Genomic DNA, 25,215 nt, shown 5'->3' with positions numbered 1-25,215 from the left:
GGACCATAATTATATAGACTTCAAAATTATTAAGAAAGAAGGAATATAAAAATGGGAAATAAAACCTCATACTCTGAAGAATTTAAAAAACAAATTATTGTAATGCTATACAAAAATGACAAAAGTGTTATTAATTTAGGGAAAGAATATAATTTACCAAAACCAACTATTTATAGTTGAATTAAAAATTATAATAATTCTGGGTCATTTAAAGCAAAAGATAATCGCACTGTCGAAGAAAATGAATTAATTTACTTGCGAAAAGAAAACCAACAATTACGAATGGAAAATGACATTTTAAAGCAAGCAGCACTGATAATCGGGAAAAAATAACAATAAATTAATAACAACAAAAATAAATATTCAGTGAGGAAAATATGTAAGATTTTAGGTTTACTAAAATCAACATATTATTATCAAACTAATAAATGCACCAAGTTTGATGTTAATAATTATGAACAAGAAGTTATCAGTGCATTTAATAAAAATCGCAAGATTTATGGTGCTCGTAAAATTAAAGCTGTTTTAATAAGAAAAAATATCATTTTATCACGACGAAAAATCCGATTCATTATGATCAAAAATAATTTGGTTTCTAAATACACCAAGTTAAAATATTGTAATCATAAAAAAACAGTTAATAATGACGAAATTAATAATGTTTTAAATCGTCAATTTAATGACAAAAAACTAAATGAAGTTGTTGTTAGTGATTTAACATATGTTCAAGTTGGCACTAAATGACATTATATTTGTTTATTAATTGACTTGTTTAATCGCGAAGTAATTGGCTATAGTGCTGGACCAAATAAAACTGCTGAATTAGTTCAACAAGCTTTTCACAAGATAACACGACCATTAAATAAAATAACTTTATTTCATACTGATCGTGGTAATGAGTTTAAAAATAAAATTATTGATGAAATTTTAATAACCTTTAAAATTAAAAGATCATTAAGCTCCAAAGGATGCCCATATGATAATGCTGTTGCTGAAGCAACTTACAAAACCTTTAAAACCGAATTTATTAACGGTAAAAAATTTGCAAACTTAACACAACTAAAATGCGAACTATTTGATTTTGTTAATTGATATAACAATATTCGAATTCATGGCAGTTTAAATTATTTAACTCCCGTTGAATTTAGAAAATACCAGTCTACATAAAAAGTGTCCTAAAAAGGGTTGCCAATCCAAGTATATACGCAACAATATTTAATAACAACAAAAACATATAAAAAAGTAAAACTTTGAACTAATTATATATTATTTCAACTCCATAGGAGGTGTTCAAACATCCTTATCTTTTTTTAAAAATTTTTCATTAAACAGCAACAATATTAACCCAATAAGCACTGGAACTAAAAAGAGATAATATTCTCATTGCGTCGCACCCAAATACAAATCTTTAATTTGCATATCTAAAATATTAGATTGAATAATACCAAAATCACAATTAGTAACTTTATATAAACCAAAAATTGCTAAAGAAAGCAATGGCGTTCATAACAACATCGCCAATTGAGCAGCAATTCCATAAGAACCATTTAAAATTTTAATACTGCGAAAAAATAAAATTCGCCCAATTGCAATCGCAAAACTAGAAATGATAATAAATAAAAATGTTAACCCCTTCAATTCACCAAAAATTCTAAATTGAACTCAGCCTTCATAACCATAACCGCCACCTATTACCGAAACTATTGGTAAAACAAAAATTAACATTATCCACGATGAACTAAACGCTTTTAAAATTAATGCATCCTTCTCATTAATTTTATTTTTAGACTTACTCATTGCAAAATGAAGAATCGTTGATTCAATAGCATATAAAATCGCCGTTAACAATGACAAAATTATTGCCCAAGTAGCTTTTACTCACGGTTGAATATCACTAGGGTCAGGACTTAATATTGTTTTATTAAACTCAGTAATAATTTGTCAAATAACCAAACCAATAACCGCTAAAGATGTTAAAAGTAACCCAACCCAAGCAATAAAAGATAATCTTTCTTCTAATAATAACCTTGATAATAAAGCCGTAAAAATTGGAGCAATATTTACTAACACTGTTGCCGTAGCACTCATTTGCGCTGCCAATTGAATTGATAAAATATACAATACTTGCGCAATCGGACCACCAAAAATACCAGCAATAATTACAATCATTCCTAACATACTTTTAGTATTTTTCCAAATTTGTTTTAAAAACTTTAATGGTTTATTAGTAAGACAAACAACTAAAATTCAAGAAACAAATTCTTGCACTGTTGCTAAAATAAAACTATTTAATGCTCGCGTATCTAAAAAAATAATTAATAATGGTGCTAATGAATACATAAAAGCTGAAATAACACCAATTCCTGTACCCGTGAGTAACTCTTGCTTCGTAAAATGAACATTAAGTTTTTGTAAACTCATTTTTTTCTCCTTAAATTAATTTTTACCTGTTAATGTATAAACTGCTTGTTGCTCATTTTTACTATTTGTTCGCTGATTATCTTTTCATTTATCTTCGGCTTCAATACTATGAACTTTAATTTTATTGGGATCATTAAAAGCGATCAATTCATCTTTTGTATAAAAATCATCTTTATTTTTCAATTGTTTTTTTAAACGAACAATAATCCAATTAGTTAATGAACTTCGTGATAATATCGCCATTAACTGCAAAGGTTCAGTAATCGCTGCTAATAACATAATCCCCGGAACAGAAATAACAAGAATTAACATAAATAATTTTATGATTCCTTTAATTCCCAATTGTGACGATAATTGTTCATAGTTAGCAAATTGATAATAAGGATTAGAAAAAATTAATTTATAAGCAATAACAATTGAAAAAATCATTGGAATAACAATAATTGCCAAATTCTTTCATCAAAACCGAGCATTACTATTATATGTTAAATACTTCCAAGTATAACTACTACTATAAATTCAACGATAAAATAACCCAAAAGTTGTTGATAATACTAAAGCATAAATTGTTAACTGTGCATCTTTTAAATAATATGTAAAAACTGACCCTAAAATTAAACTAATAATCAAACTAATAACCACTTGTATATAAGCATGCTTCGTAGTTTCACGATGTCTTCCCGCACCATAAATTAAAATACTCGCCGGTTCACTTATCATTAATAATGCTGAATTAATAGCAAAAATTAACGATAAATGTGGGGTATCAAAAATCGTCTTAATCGCAATATTCTCAAACTCTGGATTACTAGAACTTCTAACAGTTGCTAGCATTTGAACCTTCAATTCACCATATAAGCCATTAACAAAATATGGTGACATAATAAATTGCACAACAAACATAAAAGCAGCCACCATATAAGCAAACAATTCAAATTTAACAAATGTATTCCAACGAATTCTTCCTTGATAAGAAATTCATGTACCAAAAAAGTCTTTAAACGAAGTAATAAATAATAACATAATTACTCTCATATTTATCGCCACCGTCATATATATGGAATACGCCGACGCTGTACGAAAACCAATAAATAAAGCAATTAAAACAAAATCAATATTATTAAAAATTGCTACCGCATAACTTTTAACCGCAACATAGTTACTCTCTTGCAATAATTTATCATTTTTAGTTCACTCTTTAGTTTGCAATCATGGATATTTTAATTTCACATAAATATAAATTAAAATTGACTTAATAATTCCATGAAAAATATAAACTAAAAATGGTAAATAAGCATTGGGATTACCATTTCTAGCACTAATCCACATTCACAAAATAACACCTGTAAAAACTAATAAATCACAAGTTAAATGCACAATCCGATTAAAATAATTACCATTATCAGCTTGAATTAAATTTTCATAAGCACCAACAATGAAAAATGAAATTAAATTTTTTAATGATAACGATATGATAATAATTCATAATTGTCAAAATGGCATCACTTGAATAACATCATCAGTAATAGTTTCACTAACATTATTTCAATAAGCATATAAAGAAAACCCTAAACCTAAAAAAATAACTAATGATAAATAAATTATCCCCGTTTTAATATAATTATTTTTAATCGTACCCACAATATCATTAACAGTAATTCAATCTTTCTTTGCTAAGGGATGATACAAATAAAAAATTCCCATAATTCCTAAACTACTCTCAGCCAAACCAATAGTAAATGAAATTGCCATAATAGTTCGTACTAATCCATTCATTTTCGCCCCATAATATTTAATTATTAAATAAATAAGAACAAACTGAAAAACTGAACCTAAAAATGTTCCAATAATTCCTAACAGTGTATTAAAAAAACTTTTGCTTGTTGAATACATTGGCCATTCCCCTTCAATTTAAATCATTTTATCACAAACTTAATTAATTTTTCTGCTATTTATTTCTAATATCTTATCAATATCTGATAAAACAAATTGTTTATTATTTAAATAATCCAAAGGAACCGGTAAATTTTTAAACTCTAACTTATAAGCAAAAAGCATAATGCGACCATTTAAATTATATTTAGAACCATATTTAATGTCACCCACAATCGGTGTTTTTAAATACTCACAAGATGCTCTAATTTGATGTTTTCTTCCCGTAATCAGTTGGATCTCGTATCAACTAAACTTTAATACTTTTTTAAACATTTTAAACTTCGTTACTGCTACTTTACAATTTGGCAATTCTAATTTAGGACTAAATACCATTTTTCCTTGCATAATATCTTGAAATATATAACCTTTAACAACTAATGGTAATTCCTTATTAGTAGCTAATAATGCTAAATATTTTTTAGTAATATTATTTTGATTTCAAAATTGATGAAAAATATTTAAAGCAATTTTCTTTTTCGCATAAATTACTAAGCCTCTTGTTAACTTATCTAAACGATGTACATGACTAATAGTAAAAGAATAACTGTTATTAATTTGCAAATACTTACGAACTGCTAAATCTAAACAATCACCCACGGGATGATGAATTAAAACATTATGGGGTTTATCAACAATTAAAATATATTCGTCTTCATAAATAATTGTCAAAACAATTTGACTAGCAAATTGTTTTTCTACTTCATCTTTAAAAGTTAAATTATCTAAAACAATAATCGTATCATTAGGTTTTAAATAATACTTTAAATCACTAATAACTTCACCATTTAATTTTATCTTTTTTAAACGAAATAACTTATAAATTAGTCGTAAAGGAACAGTATTAAAAGTTTTACGCATAAATTTAATAATTGTTTGATGAGCATCATTTTCTTCAATAACAAATTGTACCATCCTAAGTCGCAACCAAAACTGTATAACTAATCAAGTTATTTATTAAATGAATTACAAATGAATATGTTACATTCTCACGACTAAAAATAAATAGTAATGACAACAACAAAGAAAAACCTAAATAACTAAAAATATTTTGAATATCGCCAGCCAAGCGGACATGCATTCAAGCAAAGTAAAAAGAAGAAATAAAAAATCCCAATCAACGATATCTTGATAGCATAAAAATACTATGCCTAGTTGCTAATTCTTCCAATAATGGTGCTGTAATAACAACCATAATAAATAAACCAATCTTGCCACTAATAATACTTAAAGATTTTTCAATTTCAGTTTGATTAGCAGATTTCTTAGTACCAATAGCATCATTAATAAACTTAAAAACAGTAGTAACTTGAAAAATAATTAACAAAGAAATAATAATCACAATAGCAACTAATAGCACATTATAAAGTAATGTATTACCAATCTTACTTGCTAACTGCTTACTAAAAAACAAAATTATAAAAATTGTTACTAATCCAGTAATGCTTTGTATAAAAGAACTAAGAGCATAACCAGCATTCGTAAGTTCAATTTTATTACCAACTTGCTCATAAAATAATGGCGATGTTTTAATAAAAATAGCAAATAAAATCTTACTAACTGTTTGGGAAGCTACAAATAAATAAATTGCTCAAGCACCACTATTAATAAATTTTTTTGCATCTTCAGCCATTAATCATCCAAAACTAAAACCATACGAAACTAAATTAAGAATTAAAAATAAAAAAATATAGTTATTATTATTTAAAACATAAATCCGAAGTAAATCAAAAATTATTGGAAGAGCAAAAACTGTTATGAGAAATAAACAAGTACTAACTTTAGAAAACAGTTTATAATTATAAACCTGTAAATCATCAACAAAAGTTTTTGGAATTTGATACTGTGGACGATATCATTTGCACGACTTTAATTGTTGGGAATGCGAAAAACTTTCAGAACTCATCTTTAAACCTTACTCCATTTTTACTTTCTTATACAATTATTATACATTTATATAGTATATGTGTATATAATTAATTTATTAAAAGGAGGAAATTATAAATGTTTCAAAGAAAAGAACTAAATTATTCGTTAGATGCTCTAGAACCAATTATATCTAAAGAAACCATGGATTATCATTACAACAAACATCACAAAGCATATGAAGATGGTTTAAATAATACTCTTGCAAAATTAGAAAATAACAATCAACCTACCGATCTAAATCAATTAATGCGCGACTATTTAACCTTACCAAATGAATGCCATGTTGGTATTCGCCAATTTGGTGGCGGATTAATTAACCACAATTTCTTTTTTAGTATCCTAGCCAAAGACAAACCAATTAGTAATGGTAAATTAAAAACTCTTATTGAAGAAACCTACGGGTCAATGGAAAAATGACAAGAAAAAATGCGTGACGCCGCCTTACAAGTCTTTGGTAGTGGTTGAACATGATTATTAATTGATCGTAATGACAAATTAAAAATTTTTAACACCTTTAACCAAGATAATCCTTGATTTTTAAAATCCTATCCTTTAATCGGTATTGATGTTTGAGAACATGCCTATTATATTGACTATCGTAACGACCGTAAAACTTATGTAACTAAATTTTTTGACATTATTAACTGAGAAGAAGTTGAAAAACTATATGACACTTATTTAAAAAATAATTCTAAATAATACTAATTTTAATAAAAAAGATGAATTCATTGAATTCATCTTTTTTATTAAATAATTTATTGAATTATTGCAATAACTTCACCAGCTTTAACAGCACCTAATTTAATATTAGTAATTTTTTTACCTTTTAAACTATCAGGTAAAAAAATTAACGGCGATTGATTTGATTTAATCTCACCAGCAATTTCACTTCAATTAACAACTGCTAATAATTCATTAGCCTTTACTTTTTGACCTTGTTTAACTTTTGGTTCAAACCCCCTACCTTTTAAATTAACCGTATCTAAACCAATGTGTAGTAAACATTCTACTTTTGTTCGATGTTGAATTCCATAAGCATGATTCGTAGGAAATATTGAAGTTATCGTACCTGCAAACGGTGCATAAAACTCATTAGCAGCAGGAATTAATGCGACACCATCACCTAACATCTTTTCATTAAACACCTCATCATCAACATCAGTAATATTAATTACTTCACCATCTACTGGTGATAAAATTTCAATTTGCTTTTTTTTAAAAAAATTACCAAAACTAAACATTTAATTATTTTCCTTTCATATATTATATATATCTTTAATATTATATGTGAAAAAATCACTTTTGTCATTAAAACAAAAGTGATATATCCCATCATCTTACCTTAATAATTTATTTTATAATATTAAATCCAACATTATAACTAAGACCTGTTGCTAAATAATGCTTCTGCATTTTATTACTTCACAAATACACATCTAAATAACTAGTTAAGGGCCGATCAACATATAAATCAAATGAACTAATTAAAACTGATGTTAAATCCACATTACTAGCTCTTCATTTAATTTTCTTAACTTCAAGATCAACCCTTCACCGAATATCTAACTGATTATCAATAAATCTTCTAACATCATTAAGAATTTTGTAATAATAATATTTAGCATCCGTTAAAGAAAAATTATATGGTTGTTTTTGTTGTTCAGAAATATTAAAATCTTTTTTAAAAGTATTAACAGTTCAATTAAAAATCAACGATTTTGAAAAAATAAAATCTTCTAAGATAAATTTAATATTCTGTTCTCATTGTTCTTCATCAACTGTTTTATTGGTAATAAGATTTAAAGCATCAACAGATTTTTCTTCTTTACTTTTAATATTCCTGAATTGTAAATATAAATGGGACAGTTTTTTAAAATAATTGTATTAAATCTATTGGTCTTTTATAAGATAATGATTTTCTGGGTGTAGAATTAATTTGAAATGCTATAGAATTTAAGTCTTTTTGTTTATATGAAGATAAATCAGTAGATTTTGGTAAATATCTTCTTAAAATACCATTATTGTTCTCATTTAAACCTCTTTGACAAGGTTTGCCGGCATCTGCAAAATAAATTTTAACATTACAATTTTTTTCAATTAATTTTCATTTACTAAATTCTTTACCACGATCAAAAGTAATAGTTTTAATTGTTCCTGGTATTAATTTTGAAATAAATTTTATTATACTTTGTGTAATACTTTCTGCTTTATGATTTTTAGTTTTCAAAGGAATTGTGGTTTTTGATCATATATCAGCTAAAGTAATAATAGAACTTTTATGATCTTTACCAACAATAGTATCTCCCTCTAAATGGCCAAATTCTTGTATATTTTTAATATTTGGAATGATTAAATTTCTTTCATGAATAGATTTACAATTATTAATTCTGCCCCTAGTTTCTTTTTGTTTATGAGGTTTATTTTTGCCTTTTCTCAATAAATTTTTTTCATCAAAACCCATTCGATTTGTTTTAAACATGTTATATAAAGTTTTTGTTGAAATATTTTTTATTTTATTTTTCCTGAATTGTAAATATAAATGGGACAGTTTTTTAAAATAATTGTATTAAATCTATTGGTCTTTTATAAGATAATGATTTTCTGGGTGTAGAATTAATTTGAAATGCTATAGAATTTAAGTCTTTTTGTTTATATGAAGATAAATCAGTAGATTTTGGTAAATATCTTCTTAAAATACCATTATTGTTCTCATTTAAACCTCTTTGACAAGGTTTGCCGGCATCTGCAAAATAAATTTTAACATTACAATTTTTTTCAATTAATTTTCATTTACTAAATTCTTTACCACGATCAAAAGTAATAGTTTTAATTGTTCCTGGTATTAATTTTGAAATAAATTTTATTATACTTTGTGTAATACTTTCTGCTTTATGATTTTTAGTTTTCAAAGGAATTGTGGTTTTTGATCATATATCAGCTAAAGTAATAATAGAACTTTTATGATCTTTACCAACGATAGTATCTCCCTCTAAATGGCCAAATTCTTGTATATTTTTAATATTTGGAATGATTAAATTTCTTTCATGAATAGATTTACAATTATTAATTCTGCCCCTAGTTTCTTTTTGTTTATGAGGTTTATTTTTGCCTTTTCTCAATAAATTTTTTTCATCAAAACCCATTCGATTTGTTTTAAACATGTTATATAAAGTTTTTGTTGAAATATTTTTTATTTTATTTTTCTTTAAAAAATCAGCAATTATATCAAGAGCATAATTTTTAGTAATTAACAAATGATTGATAGTATTAATTTCTGTTAAAGTTAAAATTATTAATTTTCTACCTGCATTTTGTTTATTTTTTTGAACTTGATTCAATATTTCTAATGGTAATAAGTTTTGATTTAATAATTTACAAACTCTGTGTACAGTTGATTTACTATAATCAATTGCTTTTGCTATTTTACGAATAGAAAATCCATAACTTTTATATTCTTTTATTGCTATTATTGATTCAATAGTCAAATACTTATACATTGTGCTAATTCCTTTTTTTTCTTAATTATAGAATTAACACAATTTGTTTTTTATATAAGTGTCCTTTTTAATTTTACATTTCAGGAATTGGTTTAGGTAATTTCGGCACAGCAGTTGCAGAAACATTAGCATCAATGAACCACAATGTCATTGTTATTGATCAAGATAATAGTAAAATCAGAAAAATTACGGGAAATTTTGCTAACATTAACGGCTACGAATTAGATGCCACTGACTTAGAAGCATTAGAAAGTATTGGAATTAAAAATATTAATGACATTATTATTGCTATCGGTAGCAATATTCAATCATCAGTTCTAGTAGCTGTTAACCTAAAAGAATTAGAAACCAGCAATATCATTGCTAAAGCTATTAATAATCCTCATGAAAAGATTTTACGAGCAATTGGGATTAATCAAATTGTCAAACCCGATATTTCCTCAGGAAGACAAACTGCCCTAAAAGCCCTATGAGGTCTAGAAGTTGACATTAAAGATGTTGATGGTGAATTTAGCATTAGTTTAGTTGAAGCCACAAATAAAATTATCTTAGGAAAACCCCTTGAAGAAATCAAACTAATTAACAACAAAAGAGTTAACATTATTCACATTAAACACAACAAAAAAATTATCTTGCCCGATGCCGATACCATTCTTAGCTACGGCGACGAAGTTCTATTCATTGCTAAAAACAAATACATCCAAGAAATTCACGAATACATTACGGGAGCAAAAGAAACCGAAGATATTTAAAAAAACAGCACAATGTGCTGTTTTTTTGTAAACTTAATTATTTACTAATATTTTCAGAAATTATTTCTTCAATAATCTTTTGTCCTATTTCAGGATTAACTTGTCCCTTAGTAACTTTCATTAAGTGTCCCATATAAAACTTTAACACTCTCTCAGGACGAGAAGGATAATCTTTCAATATTTGTAAGTTTTCCAAAATAAACGGTTTAATTAAACTCCTAATTATCTTTTCATCATTTATTTGTTGTAAGTTAAGTTGCTTAATACTCTGCTCAACACTCGCATTATTTTCTAGCAAATGTAATAATAATGTCTTGGCTTGTCTTTGCGATATTTCCTTTCGTTGTAAAATATCAACTATCTGGGCCAAATTAATCGGTGTTAACTGAGTATCTAATAAAGAAGCATCTTTTTGTTTCAAATAAGCACTAATATCACCAATAAGCATATTTAACACCAAACGATAATATTTAATATGTTCAATTGTCTTTTCAAAAAAATTAGTTAATTCAATATCTTGTAACAAAACATTAACTTCATTAATATGCAAACCATATGTTTCTACATAACGAATTTGTTTTTGGGGATACGATTCTGGACTAGTATTAATAATCTCTTCAATTCAATGCTGTTCTAAACTAATCGGAACTATATTTGGTTCGGGAAAATACTTATAATCAACCGTTGATTCTTTAGAACGCATTAAAATTGTTGTTTTTGTTTTTTCATCAAATCTGCGTGTTTCATTACTCTTTAAAGGTGTTCCTTGATTAATTAAATTAGTTTGTCGTTTAATTTCAAATTCAATCGCTCTTTTAACATTATTTAAAGAATTTAAATTTTTAACTTCCACGCGTTTAAAAAAATCCTTACTTTCTATCGGTCGTAAAGAAATATTAATATCACAACGAAATGAACCTTCACTCATTTTAGCATTACTAACCCCTAAATGTAATAATGTCTTACGCAATGTTTCAATATAATTAATTGCCGTCTCAACATCATAAATAACAGGTTCACTAACAATCTCAATTAAACCAATTCCCGCCCGATTATAATCTAACAAAGTAATATTATCTAAATGAATTTGTTTAGCGATATCTTCTTCTAAATGCAACCGCGTAACCAAAATATCTTGTTGCATATTGTTAGTAGCAATCGTTAATTTACCATTACTACCAATCGGATTATTTTGTTGGGTTATTTGATATCCTTTAGGCAAATCCGGATAAAAATAATTCTTACGATCAAATGATAATACTGGATTAATCTTCATATTTAACGCTTGACACGCTCTAATAGCTAATACTACTGCTTGTTTATTAATAGAAGGTAAACTTCCCGGATAACCCAAATCAATTTCATTTACTTGACTATTAGGAATACTAGCAAATGTCACCGGACTATTAGAAAACATCTTTGTTTTTGTTTTTAACTCAATATGAATTTCAATTCCAATAACAGGTTGTAATTTCATTATTTATTTTTCCTTTCGATGATGACAAGAATTTTCAAAGTTAATAATTTTTTCAATTCCATAAGCAATATTTAACGCCTTTTGATCAGCAAATGGTAAACAATTAATTGTCATTCCAAATGGCAATTCATTTACTAAACCAATAGGAATTGTGATTGAAGGCGCACCCGAAAAATTAGCTAATAACAACGCATCATTTGTTAAGTTATTAACATCACTTAACTCTAATTTATGATTAATAGTTTTCTCAATTGTCGGAGCATCACCACCAGCTGCTGGCAATAACAGTCCATCATAATCAGTAAAAATTTTTTCAAAATGATCAACAATTTTTCGTCGCACCTTTTTTGCTTGCAAAAATAATTCCTGTTGATTTGCTTGTGCCAAAGCATATGCCCCAATAACATATCTTCTTTTAACTGTCTTTCCCAATACACTACGACTTTTAATCATAATATTTTGATAAGAATCATCATCTTTACTAATTCGTTTCCCAAAATTAATTGCTGTTAAATTACTTTGCGAACTAGTAGCTTCCGCAAACGAAATAACCATATAAACTGGTAATAATGCCTTTAATAAATCAAGGGGAAAATCAATATCTTCAATAAGTAAACCTTGCTCTTTTAATTTACTAATTACCGAAGACCACAAAACTCCCGTTAACGGTCGCAAACCATCATTAACCGATTTAATAGTCGCCAAACGATATTTTTTAATATCAAGACTAAGATTTTGCAAATAATCTTTTTCCTTTGCTTGCTGACTAGTCAAATCATTCGCATCAAACTTAACTGTCGCATCCATAACAATTGCACAATCACGAACAGTATTAGCAAGTACACCAACAGTATCTAAAGACGGTGCATAGGGAAATAACCCATAGCGAGAAATAAGCCCATAAGTTGGTTTAATACCAACAATCCCTGTATACGATGCTGGTTTTCTAATTGAATCACCCGTATCACTTGCCAAGGCAAACGGAACAACACCCAAAGCAACCAACGCCGCACTTCCTGATGAACTCCCCCCTGTAATATGATTTTTATTTCACGGATTATAAACAAAACCCGTAAAACTATCCAAACCAGTACCACCCATTCCTAATTCATCAAGTGTTGCTTTAGCAATATTAACAGCTTGATAATCATTAATATCTTTAACTACTTTACTATCAAATGTCGGCACAAAATTTTCCAAAATTTTTGTTCCCCCACTAGTTACAATGTTCTTAGTTGCTAAATTATCTTTAACCGCATAAGGTATAGCAAATAAATAATTATCTTCAGGAATTGGCATTGATTCCAAATGCTTAGCAATGACCATCGCTTCTTCTTCTAATAATTTAACAACACCATTATAATATTCATATTTTTTTGCCTTAGCAATCGCATCACGAACAATTTTAATTGGTGATGTTTTCTTCTGTAATAATTGTTGATGCAATAATTCAATTGTCATTTTCATCATTATTCAACCACCCTATTAATAACAATATAATCATCTTTTACTTCTCACGCATTTTGCAAAACAAGAGATTGTTCATTAATCATTACATTATCATCTTCGCGTAATAAATGTTGCGAATTTAAAAATGGATAATGCATTGGTTCATGCCCTTCTACATCAATTGTCTGTACTAACTTCATTTGTTCTAAAACAATATAAAACTCTTCTGCTAATAACTTATACTCTTCTTCTTCCAACTCTAGCATTAAATTATTAGTAATTTCTCGTAATAATTCCGAAGTAATATTTTCCACTACTACTTACACTCCTTCTTTTAATTGCTCATACTCTGCTATTGTTAAAATTTTAACATTAAATTTTTTAGCACTTTCTAATTTACTGCCAGCATTACTACCAACTAATAAATAGTCAGTATTTTTACTAACTGTATTAGTAATATTAGCATTTAATCCTTGTAATTCTTCAACATAATAACTTCTTGGTTTTGCGAATGTGCCCGTAATCACAACCGTTTTATGAAAAAAGGGATTATTTTCATTATCATTTGCTATGGGAAAATATTTCATATTAACACCATAAATTTTTAAATCATTAATTAATTGTAAATTTTCTTGATGTGAAAATCAATCAATCAAACTTTCAATAATGACCGCACCAATATCATAAATCATTTCTAACTGCTCACTTTTAGCTTTAAGTAAATTATCAATATCTTCATAATGTTTTGCTAACTGTAAAGCAGTTTTCTCACCAATATGACGAATCCCTAAACCAAATAACAAATGTTGCAACGACTTCATTTTTGAACGATTAATTGCCTTAATCATATTATTAAATGATTTTTCACCAAAATTATCTAAAGCAATAATATCTTGTTTTCGATTTTCCAATAAATATAAATCACTAACTTTTTTTAATCAACCTAATTGATACAACCGAATAATTATTTTCTCACTAACACCACTAATATCCATTGCTCTTCTTGAACAATAATGTATTAATGACCGAACAATTCTTTGCGAACAATTAATATTAATACAATACTGATCAACTTCTAAAACAGCATTTTCTAATTTACTATTACAATTTGGACAATATTCAATTAATTTTCAAGGTTCATTTCCTTCTTTTCTTAACTTTAAAACGGGATTAATAACTTCAGGAATAATATCACCAGCTTTTTTAATTAATACAACATCACCAATCCGAATATCACGATTAATAATATAATCAGCATTATGCAATGTCGCTGCCTTAACAACTGTTCCTTGTAAATTTACTGGTTCAAGTTTAGCATTATATGTTACTTTACCCGTTCTTCCAATTGATGCAAAGATATCTAGTAATTTAGTCGTTACCACAATACCAGCATATTTGTATGCTATTGCTCATTTAGGACTTTTACTTGTTTGTCCAATAATATTATATAATGATAAATCATTAATTTTAATTACAATACCATCAGTATCATAATCTAATTGTTTTCTTTTAAGGTCATATTCTTTTATATATTCTCATACTTCATTAATACTATTGCATAAACGATATTCATTATTAATTGGAAAACCTAATTTTTTTAATGTCACTAAAACTTCCTCTTGGGTTTTCATCCCATTTTCTTGACCATTAACATAATAATATAAAAAAACTTTTAAATTACGACTTGCCGTAATGTTTGCATCTAATTGGCGTAAACTACCTGCAGCAGCATTACGCGGATTAGCAAATACTGGCATTTTTTCTTTATAACGCAATTCATTTAAATCATTAAAATCACTTTTAGCTAAAAATACTTCACCCCGCACTAACAACTTATTTACTAATTTAATTTTTTGTGGGATATTAGCAATTGTTTTAACATTATCAGTAACATTTTCACCAGTAATACCATCACCTCTAGTGGCTGCTGATATTAAAAAACCATTATCATACTGCAACGAAACCGACAAACCATCAATTTTTAATTCACAAAGATATTCAATACTTTCTTGACCAGTTAAAGATTTTATCTGATTATCAAAACTAATTAAATCTTCTTCGGTAAAAGCATTATTTAAACTTAACATTGGATAATTATGCTGAACTTTATTAAAACCATAAGCTACTTTGCCACTAACAGATTGTGTTGGTGAATTTTTGCTTAAAAACTGCGGAAAATCATTTTCTAATTGTTGTAAACTCCTCATCTTCGCATCATAGTATTCATCACTAACTGATGGTTTATTTTCTAAATAATACTCATTATTTCACTGCTCAATTAATTTTCTTAACCGCAAAATTTCCTTTTTTGCTAATTTTTCATTCATTCGAGCCACCCCATAATATTTTACCATTAAATTATAACATATATTAATTATGACTAATTACTTCATAATTTAATAAATTAAACTCTAACTAGTAATAAATAAAAAGTCAATCAATTATTTATTGATTGACTTTTTAACATACCTGAATTGTAAATATAAATGGGACAGTTTTTTAAAATAATTGTATTAAATCTATTGGTCTTTTATAAGATAATGATTTTCTGGGTGTAGAATTAATTTGAAATGCTATAGAATTTAAGTCTTTTTGTTTATATGAAGATAAATCAGTAGATTTTGGTAAATATCTTCTTAAAATACCATTATTGTTCTCATTTAAACCTCTTTGACAAGGTTTGCCGGCATCTGCAAAATAAATTTTAACATTACAATTTTTTTCAATTAATTTTCATTTACTAAATTCTTTACCACGATCAAAAGTAATAGTTTTAATTGTTCCTGGTATTAATTTTGAAATAAATTTTATTATACTTTGTGTAATACTTTCTGCTTTATGATTTTTAGTTTTCAAAGGAATTATGGTTTTTGATCATATATCAGCTAAAGTAATAATAGAACTTTTATGATCTTTACCAACGATAGTATCTCCCTCTAAATGGCCAAATTCTTGTATATTTTTAATATTTGGAATGATTAAATTTCTTTCATGAATAGATTTACAATTATTAATTCTGCCCCTAGTTTCTTTTTGTTTATGAGGTTTATTTTTGCCTTTTCTCAATAAATTTTTTTCATCAAAACCCATTCGATTTGTTTTAAACATGTTATATAAAGTTTTTGTTGAAATATTTTTTATTTTATTTTTCTTTAAAAAATCAGCAATTATATCAAGAGCATAATTTTTAGTAATTAACAAATGATTGATAGTATTAATTTCTGTTAAAGTTAAAATTATTAATTTTCTACCTGCATTTTGTTTATTTTTTTGAACTTGATTCAATATTTCTAATGGTAATAAGTTTTGATTTAATAATTTACAAACTCTGTGTACAGTTGATTTACTATAATCAATTGCTTTTGCTATTTTACGAATAGAAAATCCATAACTTTTATATTCTTTTATTGCTATTATTGATTCAATAGTCAGATACTTATACATTGTGCTAATTCCTTTCTTTTCTTAATTATAGAATTAACACAATTTGTTTTTTATTATAAGTGTCCTTTTTAATTTTACATTTCAGGTCTTTTAAAAAATATTGATAATTTAGATGTTATTAATGATTATTTAAGAAGTTTAAGTGATGATTCTTTAAAGAAAAAACAAGAACATGTTAAAGATGATTTAAATATAAAAGGAATAGAAGAAAATGAAGAAAAATAAACTAGTTTATAATTTTGGAAATACTTTAAATAGTTCGCCACAACATTCAATGTTTGTTAGAAATAGTAAACTTATTACTGCTTTTAATGCTGGTGATTTAGTTCCGATTTATTTAGATGAGATTTTACCTGGTGATAATGTTAAGCTTAATATTAAAGCTCTTATTCGGCAAACTACGATGTTAAAACCGATTATGGATGTTGCCAATATTGATATTTATGGTTTTTTTGTTCCAAATCGGATTATTTGAGATGATTTTAAAAAATTCTTTGGTGAGAATAAAGACCCTTGAGCTGTTGTTAACGAAGTTTTAGTGCCAACTGTTAGTTCTCCTACTACTGATGGTTGAAAGATTGGTACTATTGCTGATTATATGGGTTTACCTGTTAATAAAAAAGGTTTAAAAGTTAATGCTTTGCCTTTTCGGGCTTATACCCAAATTGTCAATGATTGATTTCGTGACCAAAATTTACAATCAGTAGCTCATATTAATAAAACTAATTCTACTGCTACTGGTTCTAATGGTACTAATTGAATTAAAGATTTAGAATTAGGTGGTAAACCTTTTATAGTTAATAAATATCATGATTATTTTACTAGTGCTTTGCCGAAGCCACAAAAAGGTAATGCTATTAATTTAAATATTGGTGGTATTGCTCCTGTTTATACGAAATTAGATGAAGTTATTACAGGTGAACATTCTCCATTAACATTTTCTAGAAGTGATGGTAAAAAATTTACTAGTTCAGCAGATGGTACAGGTAATATAGTTGCAGTTAGTCAATCATTTGGTGAAGGTTCTTCTTCTACAACTGCTAATCTTATTACAGATACTCTTGACCCTGTAACAAAAAAACCTGTTTATCCTAATAATTTATATACTGATTTATCGCAAGCAACAGGTATTTCTATTAATGATTTACGACAAGCAATAACATATCAGCATATGTTAGAAAAAGATGCTCGTAGCGGTACACGTTATGTTGAATATTTGCGTTCTCATTTTGGTGTTAATTCGCTTGATGCAACACAACAGCGTGCTGAATATTTAGGTGGTTATCGAAAACCCTTAAATGTTAATACTGTTCCGCAAACTTCAAGTACTGTTTCTGATAGTGCTCAAGCGAATTTATCTGCTTTTGGTGAAAGTTTTTTAAGTGAAAGTTTAATTAATAAAACTTTTTTAGAACATGGTTATTTAATTTTGGTTGCTGCTGTTCGATATGAACATTCATATCAACAGGGATTAGAACAATTATGAACTCGTAGTACTCGTAATGATTTTTATGACCCAATATTTGCTAATATTGGTGAACAACCAATTAAAAATAAAGAGATTTATTTTAGTGGTGGTGATACCACTGTTGATGATGAAATTTTTGGTTATAATGAAGCTTGAGCTTCTTATCGTACTAAATTTAATAAAATTACTGGAATGATGCGTAGTGTTGATAAAGGTTTAGATTATTATCACTATGGTGATAATTATTCTGCTTTACCGAAATTGTCTGCTGAATGATTGCGAGAAGATAAGGCTAATATTGATCGCACACTTGCTGTTAAATCAACTAATGATATGCCACAATTTCAAGCTGATTTTTATTTCGAAGTTAAACATGAACGACCAATGCCGGTATTTAGTATTCCCGGTATTGATAGAATTTAGAAAGTTTATATATGAATGATTTTAAAGATATACATCTTACTAATGAAAATCCACAATCTAGTTATAATCAAAGTATTAGACAAGATTTAAGTGATTTTTTTGGTATTGGTCCAAGTAGTGCTCGTGTTCAAAATCAGATAAATCGTGATTTTCAAGAGCGAATGGCCAATACCCAATGACAACGCGGAATTACTGATATGAAAAAAGCAGGGGTTAATCCCCTTGCTGCTTTTACTAGTGCAGCTGGAGCTGTTCCCGCCGGTTCTAGTGGAGCCGGCGGGCAAGCAGCTGGAGCTATTACTGGTATTGCTTCTAATATTATTAGTTCAAGTGCTCGTTTAATCGGTGATTTAGCAAGTGCAAAAGGAACTAATATGCGTACTGATTTATATCGAAATAATTTGAAAAATTTGATTGTTTCGTCGGCGAAATTTATAAAATAAATTTCTTGACTGCAACGGGGCATATTATATTTCAAGAGAGATATGCCTCGTTGCAGCAAAAAATTTTTAGGAGAATTTATGGGATGTTTAAAACCAATTCAAGTTTATAACTTGAAAAAAGGTGAAAAAGCAAAATTTAAAAGATTTAATTCTATTGAAAAACTTACAAAAGATATGAACCGCTATTATGAAAATAACAATGCTGTTCCTTGTCGTAAGTGTATCGGATGTAAATTAGATAATTCTAAGGAATGAGCAGTGCGTTCAGCGTTAGAGTGTAAAAGTTCTAATGATAATTGGTTTATTACTTTGACTTATGCTGATGAGTTTATTCCTACTAATAATGAAGGCAGATATACTTGTCGGTATTCTGATTTAAGGAGATTTACTGAAAATTTACGCCAATTTTTTACTCGTCAGAATATTAGAAATATTAAGTACTTAGCAAGTTCAGAATATGGCTCTCGCACACAGAGACCCCATTATCACATCTGTTTCTTTGGTCTGCCATTAAATGACTTAGAGTTGACCGGAGAGGTCTCAAAACTAGGTCATCCTTATTATATTAGTAAAGTTGTTGACAAGATTTGAGGAAAGGGAATGCATAAGATTGGTCGGGTTACTTATCAGAGTGCTGGTTATGTTGCTCGCTATACTTTAAAAAAAGCTAATAAATTAGCTTATAAAGAGTTAGGTATTGAACCCGAAAAGTTGTATATGAGTAAAGGTATTGGCAAAAACTATTTTGAAGATAACTTTAAAGATATTTATCAATATGATGTTATTAATTTGAATACGGAAAAAGGATTATTAAAACTTCAACCACCGCGTTATTTTGACCGACTTTATGAAAAACAGAATGCTAAGCATTTAGAAATGATAAAAAAAAATCGCATTGTTAATGCGAAATTTCATTTAACTACTTCTGTTCAGGAATCCGGTATAGGTTATGTTGGCTTATTAGGTAATCAGCAACATATTCTTCACGAAAGAGTTAAGAATTTAAAGCGTATTGTTAAAAATAACAAATAGCTTTAATATATTATTACACATAAGGAGGTAATTTAAAATGGCATTTCGTAAAAAAGTTAAAAATACTAAAGCACATCGTCGTTATTTGAGCACTACAGCTAAAACTGTTCGTGCAGCTAATTTATTTCGTTCTACATCTCGTGGTGGAATAAGATTCTAAATGGCTCAGGGTTTATATTTAACATTTTGAATGTTAAATACTGGTTTATTTATAACTATCGTTGTATTTGTGGTTAAGACTTTTAAAAAAGTAAATGAAATAAATAAAGAAATTTCTAAAAAAAAGAAATTATTGAAAAATAATTTCTTTTTTGTATAATTAACATATGAGAAAGGAATTAATAGTAGTAATTCCTTCCCTGGTATATTGTACCATCTGTTCCTTTCTCAAAACAAGAGAAAGGAATTTTTTATGTCAAAAATTAGTATTAAAGACATTATTATGTTTTTAAAAGTCTTTGGAATTTCATCATTATTTTTTATAGCTGGGATTATTATTTGTTTTATTGGACCTACTCATTTAAATATTAATTGACCGGCTTATGTGATTATTTCAGCGATGTTAATTGGTACTGGCATTATTGTTTTAATTATCGAAACAATTAGATCAATATATCTTAAAACTAAAAATATTCATAAAGATTTAGATATATTAAAAGATTATTTAGATGAACATGGTTATTCATCTTGAGTTAATGCTTGGAATAAAAAATATCATAAAAAAGTTAAAAATTTTAAGAAAGATGTTAATAAAGATGAGAAAAATTTATAAAGAATTTGAAAATGTCAGTATTCCTTCTGAAAGTGGTAAAGCTGAATATAAAATTTATGAAAGAGTTATTAGTAAAGATACTGGTAAAGTTTCTTTACGAGTTAGTAAAGAAGCAAATATGTATAATGAAATCCAAGAAGCTGGAGTTGGTACGACTTTAAATGAAATGATTGATAAATACGGAACTGGCGAAATTGTAAATTTGAATTTTAGAGCCGGTTCGTATGTTGATTTATCGCAGTTGCCAAACTCGGCGATAGAAACTTTAAATCTCCTGAATTGTAAATATAAATGGGACAGTTTTTTAAAATAATTGTATTAAATCTATTGGTCTTTTATAAGATAATGATTTTCTGGGTGTAGAATTAATTTGAAATGCTATAGAATTTAAGTCTTTTTGTTTATATGAAGATAAATCAGTAGATTTTGGTAAATATCTTCTTAAAATACCATTATTGTTCTCGTTTAAACCTCTTTAACAAGGTTTTCCGGCATCTGCAAAATAAATTTTAACATTACAATTTTTTTCAATTAATTTTCATTTACTAAATTCTTTACCACGATCAAAAGTAATAGTTTTAATTGTTCCTGGTATTAATTTTGAAATAAATTTTATTATACTTTGTGTAATACTTTCTGCTTTATGATTTTTAGTTTTCAAAGGAATTATGGTTTTTGATCATATATCAGCTAAAGTAATAATAGAACTTTTATGATCTTTACCAACGATATTATCTCCCTCTAAATGGCCAAATTCTTGTATATTTTTAATATTTGGAATGATTAAATTTCTTTCATGAATAGATTTACAATTATTAATTCTGCCCTTAGTTTCTTTTTGTTTATGAGGTTTATTTTTGCTTTTTCTCAATAAATTTTTTTCATCAAAACCCATTCGATTTGTTTTAAACATGTTATATAAAGTTTTTGTTGAAATATTTTTTATTTTATTTTTCTTTAAAAAATCAGCAATTATATCAAGAGCATAATTTTTAGTAATTAACAAATGATTGATAGTATTAATTTCTGTTAAAGTTAAAATTATTAATTTTCTACCTGCATTTTGTTTATTTTTTTGAACTTGATTCAATATTTCTAATGGTAATAAGTTTTGATTTAATAATTTACAAACTCTGTGTACAGTTGATTTACTATAATCAATTGCTTTTGCTATTTTACGAATAGAAAATCCATAACTTTTATATTCTTTTATTGCTATTATTGATTCAATAGTCAGATACTTATACATTGTGCTAATTCCTTTCTTTTCTTAATTATAGAATTAACACAATTTGTTTTTTATATAAGTGTCCTTTTTAAAATAATTTTACATTTCAGGTTTATTAAATTAATCACAAATAAAAATAGTAAAGACAAAATTAATATTAATGAATCAAATAAAAAGGTTAACAATTGAACACCTTTACATTTTGCAACACAGAAGAATCAAATTCAGTTTGTGAAAATATTACTTGCTCATGGTGCTGATGTTAATATAACAGACAATAATGGTAATACTGCTTTACATTATGCAGCACGCAAAGGTTATACAGAAGTGAAAAATCTTTTAAAAGAATTTAAAAAATGAAAAGACCGATTAGACAGGAAAACACAAGATGATACTGTGCAAGAACAAATCAAAGATAAATTAAAAAAATTATTAGGAACAAATACAATTAGTTTTAAAGTATTTGTTCCTTGATTATCAACTTTTATTACCCAAACTGAGTTAGGAGAAATATCAGATAATAGTCCCGAAACAATTTTAAATGCCTTTATTGAAAAAAATGAAGAAATTAAAAATCTAGGTATTTTACCTGGACAATTATATGTTCAAAATATAACAGATAATTCGGCAGATATTATTTCACCTGCTCCAAATGTTTGACCCGGCACAGCCAAAGCGACATTTAAACTTGCTAAAAAATCAAGTACTCTAAATGCTGTACAAGACGCCCCCGGTAATAATGATAGTGCCGGGTCAAATGGCAATAGCGATACAACTAACCAAGGTGCTGGCAGCAATATAAATGTAAATGGTTCCGGAAGTTCACAACAACAACGTGGCGATGGCAGAATGGTGGGTGGCCAGGTCGGAACTAGCGAAACACAAAACAAAAATACTAGAGTAATAAATCAAAATAATCTGTATGATGTTCCAGCGGATAATAGTTGTTTGTTTTGGTCGGTATCAACATCTTACTTATTGCCAGTGAGAAATAATAATGAAGAATTTAGAAATCGATTTATCCAATTATTTGGTGAAGAAAATTTAAAATATTTATTACATATCCACAAATTACTACAACAATATGATTTAGAAAATAATAGAATTCTAAATCAATTATGATATCAAGATCAAACAGCAAATAATCTAGTTATAAATTTCTTTCGTAATCGCGTTGTTGATTATATACAATCAAATTTAGACACAATTCCAAATCGCAATGGCGAATTAACATTTAGAAGTCTTATTCAAGATAATAATGATATTGATACTAATTACTTAGAAATAATGCGACAACCTTCAACGTGAGGTGGGACACCAGAAATAATAGCAATGAGTAATATTTTAAATGCTAATATTAGCGTAAATAATAATGGTTTTTATCAACCAATTAATCAAAATTCAAATAATAATAACATAGCGATATATTATGTTGAACTTACAAAAGGCTCTGGTATTCACAATCATTATAATTTTGCTTTAACACCAGAAGAAAATCGAACAAACCACCCTATTGCTATTAATGACAATCAGGGAAATATCCCGGTAGTTGATACAACAAAAAGACCAGATAATTTACCACCAACAACCCCAAAATCAGATACAAAGTCAATTAAATTACCGGTTGATGATCACGCGCAACACCATACTATTTTATCTAACAATAATGAGGATGATGATGCTAATCAAGGTAATATTATCAATGCACCAGAACCAACAACAACCCTATTACAAAAAGATGAATATCATTTTGTAGATAAAAAAACAGAAGAAAAAAGTTTAAAAAATGATGAAAATTTAGAAATTAACTTAATTAAAAACAATAATAAAATCAAGCAAAATGTCCCGGTAGTAAATAAATCAATAAACAAAAATATTATCAACGCACAAATAATAGCTACCAAGGCAATAAATAAATACAACACGCTTTCAAAAGAAGAAAAATTAAAAAAATTAAATGAAATTAATCGTTATTATCAAACATTACCGGAAAACGATAAAAAAGCTTTTAAAGAAAAATTAACAAATACTGGATTAGCAGCTTTAAGTGGGGGCGCATTAACAGCTTATGGAACAAAAATGACTGTCACTGGTACCGCCGCTACTAGTGTCACAAATGCAGAAGCAATGGAAATGACTCCGCTCTTATCAACAAACACAACAGAAAGCTTAGCCGCTGCAGAAACAATTACTATGGCCGAAACAGCAGCAGTTGAAGGTGGAGTTATAGCTGGAGAAACTGGTACCGCTGCCGCTCTGGTTCCGGAAACTCTAGGTCTATCCTTAGTAATTGGAGGATTAGCAATTGCAGGAACATGAATATATTTTGCTTTTCATCATCACGCAACATCTGATATTGCGTTGCCAACTTCAATTCATCATAATGTTTATGATAACATTGAAAAATGATATAAATTTCTAGCCCATGATAAATTAAAAATTAAAATTAACAAAAACACATGAAATGAAATCAAACAAAATAAAAATTCACCAGCAAACATTATAAAAATTATTAAAAATAAATTTGTTATAAATGACCATTCTGGTTGAGGCGGAATTGTCACAAATGAAGATTTCAACACTTTTGTAAAAGTAATAGTACTTCATTTCGAACAAATAAATGGTTATTTTGAAATATTAGATAATGAAAATGATGGTTTTGTCATTATAACCAACACTGAAGGCGATTGACTAGGAGTAGAATAAAATTTAACATTATTAATTAAAAAATTAAAATATTTCTTATATGTGTTATGCAGAAATAACCTGACTTCAAATTTTAATTTTAATATATTTGTTAATTATCTAATTTAAATTAAGATTAAAAATATTTTTACTAAAGCAGTATTTAAACTTAAATACTGCTTTTTTATTTTGTCAAAATAGAAAAAATGAAAAAATTGTTTAAGAGCAGTATCGTCATATAAAGCTACATTTTGGGGTAGCGA

The 25,215-nt window shown here is 27.3% G+C and carries 21 protein-coding genes and 3 pseudogenes; 10 read left to right on the top strand and 14 right to left on the bottom strand.

Annotation, left to right across the window (positions count from 1 at the left end):
* Positions 1-51 precede the first annotated feature (51 nt).
* Positions 52-1,167 (top strand): annotated as a pseudogene (locus AACK97_RS06240) (IS3 family transposase).
* Between the two features lie 99 nt (positions 1,168-1,266).
* Here the strand turns inward: AACK97_RS06240 and AACK97_RS06235 are convergent.
* Genes AACK97_RS06235 through AACK97_RS06220 form a run of 4 tightly spaced genes read right to left on the bottom strand, consistent with a single transcriptional unit; the run spans position 1,267 to position 6,259 of the window.
* Entirely contained in the window at positions 1,267-2,421 is a 1,155-nt protein-coding gene (locus tag AACK97_RS06235; protein ID WP_338967426.1) for an EamA family transporter, read from the bottom strand.
* A 15-nt stretch (positions 2,422-2,436) separates the two neighbouring features.
* On the bottom strand, positions 2,437-4,314 hold the full coding sequence (locus AACK97_RS06230) for a hypothetical protein (RefSeq protein ID WP_338967424.1): 1,878 nt from the start codon (positions 4,312-4,314) through the stop codon (positions 2,437-2,439).
* Positions 4,315-4,353: 39 nt separating this feature from the next.
* Positions 4,354-5,268, bottom strand: coding sequence for an RluA family pseudouridine synthase (locus tag AACK97_RS06225; protein WP_338967422.1), 915 nt, complete (start codon positions 5,266-5,268; stop codon positions 4,354-4,356).
* A gap of 1 nt (position 5,269) precedes the next feature.
* Positions 5,270-6,259 (bottom strand): type II CAAX prenyl endopeptidase Rce1 family protein, encoded by a 990-nt coding sequence (locus tag AACK97_RS06220; protein WP_338967420.1) that lies wholly within the window; start codon positions 6,257-6,259, stop codon positions 5,270-5,272.
* A gap of 98 nt (positions 6,260-6,357) precedes the next feature.
* Between AACK97_RS06220 and AACK97_RS06215 the strand changes: the two genes are divergently transcribed.
* Positions 6,358-6,981 carry a superoxide dismutase gene (locus AACK97_RS06215; RefSeq protein WP_338967418.1) on the top strand — a complete coding sequence of 208 codons (624 nt, stop codon included), beginning with the start codon at positions 6,358-6,360 and terminating at the stop codon, positions 6,979-6,981.
* A gap of 56 nt (positions 6,982-7,037) precedes the next feature.
* Here the strand turns inward: AACK97_RS06215 and AACK97_RS06210 are convergent, their stop codons facing one another.
* The 4 genes and pseudogenes from AACK97_RS06210 to AACK97_RS06195 all read right to left on the bottom strand — a co-directional run bounded on the left by AACK97_RS06210 (position 7,038) and on the right by AACK97_RS06195 (position 9,779).
* Positions 7,038-7,523 carry a PTS glucose transporter subunit IIA gene (locus AACK97_RS06210; RefSeq protein WP_338967416.1) on the bottom strand — a complete coding sequence of 162 codons (486 nt, stop codon included), beginning with the start codon at positions 7,521-7,523 and terminating at the stop codon, positions 7,038-7,040.
* A 109-nt stretch (positions 7,524-7,632) separates the two neighbouring features.
* Positions 7,633-7,995 (bottom strand): hypothetical protein, encoded by a 363-nt coding sequence (locus tag AACK97_RS06205; RefSeq protein WP_338967414.1) that lies wholly within the window; start codon positions 7,993-7,995, stop codon positions 7,633-7,635.
* A 157-nt stretch (positions 7,996-8,152) separates the two neighbouring features.
* A pseudogene (locus AACK97_RS06200) lies at positions 8,153-8,806 on the bottom strand (IS30 family transposase); the annotation flags it as partial.
* Between the two features lie 28 nt (positions 8,807-8,834).
* Positions 8,835-9,779: an IS30 family transposase gene (locus AACK97_RS06195; RefSeq protein WP_338966714.1), complete on the bottom strand. Its 945-nt coding sequence runs from the start codon at positions 9,777-9,779 to the stop codon at positions 8,835-8,837.
* Between the two features lie 77 nt (positions 9,780-9,856).
* Here AACK97_RS06195 and AACK97_RS06190 point away from each other — a divergent pair, with 77 nt between their 5' ends.
* Positions 9,857-10,531: a TrkA family potassium uptake protein gene (locus AACK97_RS06190; protein ID WP_338969008.1), complete on the top strand. Its 675-nt coding sequence runs from the start codon at positions 9,857-9,859 to the stop codon at positions 10,529-10,531.
* A gap of 37 nt (positions 10,532-10,568) precedes the next feature.
* Here AACK97_RS06190 and gatB read toward each other — a convergent pair whose 3' ends face one another.
* The 5 genes from gatB to AACK97_RS06165 form a co-directional block, all read right to left on the bottom strand.
* Positions 10,569-12,011, bottom strand: coding sequence for an Asp-tRNA(Asn)/Glu-tRNA(Gln) amidotransferase subunit GatB (gene gatB, locus AACK97_RS06185; RefSeq protein ID WP_422397247.1), 1,443 nt, complete (start codon positions 12,009-12,011; stop codon positions 10,569-10,571).
* Positions 12,012-13,478 carry an amidase family protein gene (locus AACK97_RS06180; protein ID WP_338967410.1) on the bottom strand — a complete coding sequence of 489 codons (1,467 nt, stop codon included), beginning with the start codon at positions 13,476-13,478 and terminating at the stop codon, positions 12,012-12,014. It lies immediately after the preceding gene.
* Positions 13,478-13,771, bottom strand: coding sequence for an Asp-tRNA(Asn)/Glu-tRNA(Gln) amidotransferase subunit GatC (locus AACK97_RS06175; RefSeq protein ID WP_338967408.1), 294 nt, complete (start codon positions 13,769-13,771; stop codon positions 13,478-13,480). Before AACK97_RS06175 ends, AACK97_RS06180 begins: the two co-directional genes overlap by 1 nt.
* 6 nt (positions 13,772-13,777) lie before the next feature.
* Positions 13,778-15,811 carry an NAD-dependent DNA ligase LigA gene (gene ligA, locus AACK97_RS06170; RefSeq protein WP_338967405.1) on the bottom strand — a complete coding sequence of 678 codons (2,034 nt, stop codon included), beginning with the start codon at positions 15,809-15,811 and terminating at the stop codon, positions 13,778-13,780.
* A 145-nt stretch (positions 15,812-15,956) separates the two neighbouring features.
* A complete protein-coding gene (locus tag AACK97_RS06165) occupies positions 15,957-16,901 on the bottom strand; it encodes an IS30 family transposase (protein WP_338967402.1) in 945 nt (314 codons plus the stop codon).
* Positions 16,902-17,112: 211 nt separating this feature from the next.
* On the opposite strand from AACK97_RS06165, the gene AACK97_RS06160 reads away from it, so the two are divergent.
* The 6 genes from AACK97_RS06160 to AACK97_RS06135 all read left to right on the top strand — a co-directional run bounded on the left by AACK97_RS06160 (position 17,113) and on the right by AACK97_RS06135 (position 21,352).
* Positions 17,113-18,792, top strand: a complete 1,680-nt coding sequence (locus AACK97_RS06160; protein ID WP_338967400.1) for a major capsid protein — start codon at positions 17,113-17,115, stop codon at positions 18,790-18,792.
* Positions 18,793-18,803: 11 nt separating this feature from the next.
* Positions 18,804-19,235 carry a hypothetical protein gene (locus tag AACK97_RS06155; protein ID WP_338967397.1) on the top strand — a complete coding sequence of 144 codons (432 nt, stop codon included), beginning with the start codon at positions 18,804-18,806 and terminating at the stop codon, positions 19,233-19,235.
* Positions 19,236-19,277: 42 nt separating this feature from the next.
* Positions 19,278-20,267: a rolling circle replication-associated protein gene (locus AACK97_RS06150; RefSeq protein WP_338967394.1), complete on the top strand. Its 990-nt coding sequence runs from the start codon at positions 19,278-19,280 to the stop codon at positions 20,265-20,267.
* A 37-nt stretch (positions 20,268-20,304) separates the two neighbouring features.
* The gene (locus AACK97_RS06145; RefSeq protein WP_338967391.1) at positions 20,305-20,427 is read left to right on the top strand and encodes a hypothetical protein; all 123 of its coding nucleotides are present in this window, start codon (positions 20,305-20,307) and stop codon (positions 20,425-20,427) included.
* Positions 20,428-20,679: 252 nt separating this feature from the next.
* A complete protein-coding gene (locus AACK97_RS06140; RefSeq protein WP_338967389.1) occupies positions 20,680-21,039 on the top strand; it encodes a hypothetical protein in 360 nt (119 codons plus the stop codon).
* Positions 21,023-21,352, top strand: coding sequence for a hypothetical protein (locus AACK97_RS06135; protein ID WP_338967387.1), 330 nt, complete (start codon positions 21,023-21,025; stop codon positions 21,350-21,352). The genes AACK97_RS06140 and AACK97_RS06135 overlap by 17 nt, the downstream gene beginning before the upstream one ends.
* Here AACK97_RS06135 and AACK97_RS06130 read toward each other — a convergent pair.
* Positions 21,344-22,288: pseudogene (locus tag AACK97_RS06130) on the bottom strand (IS30 family transposase). The gene AACK97_RS06135 and the pseudogene AACK97_RS06130 overlap by 9 nt on opposite strands.
* Here AACK97_RS06130 and AACK97_RS06125 point away from each other — a divergent pair.
* A complete protein-coding gene (locus AACK97_RS06125; RefSeq protein ID WP_338967383.1) occupies positions 22,175-24,973 on the top strand; it encodes an ankyrin repeat domain-containing protein in 2,799 nt (932 codons plus the stop codon). The pseudogene AACK97_RS06130 and the gene AACK97_RS06125 sit on opposite strands and share 114 nt — an antisense overlap.
* The last annotated feature ends 242 nt before the right edge of the window (positions 24,974-25,215 follow it).

The sequence above is a fragment of the Spiroplasma endosymbiont of Lonchoptera lutea genome (assembly GCF_964019715.1).
Taxonomy (GTDB): domain Bacteria; phylum Bacillota_I; class Bacilli_A; order Mycoplasmatales; family Nriv7; genus Nriv7.
Note: the sequence above shows the minus strand (reverse complement) of the source record. Positions and strands in the feature narration are given on the sequence as shown.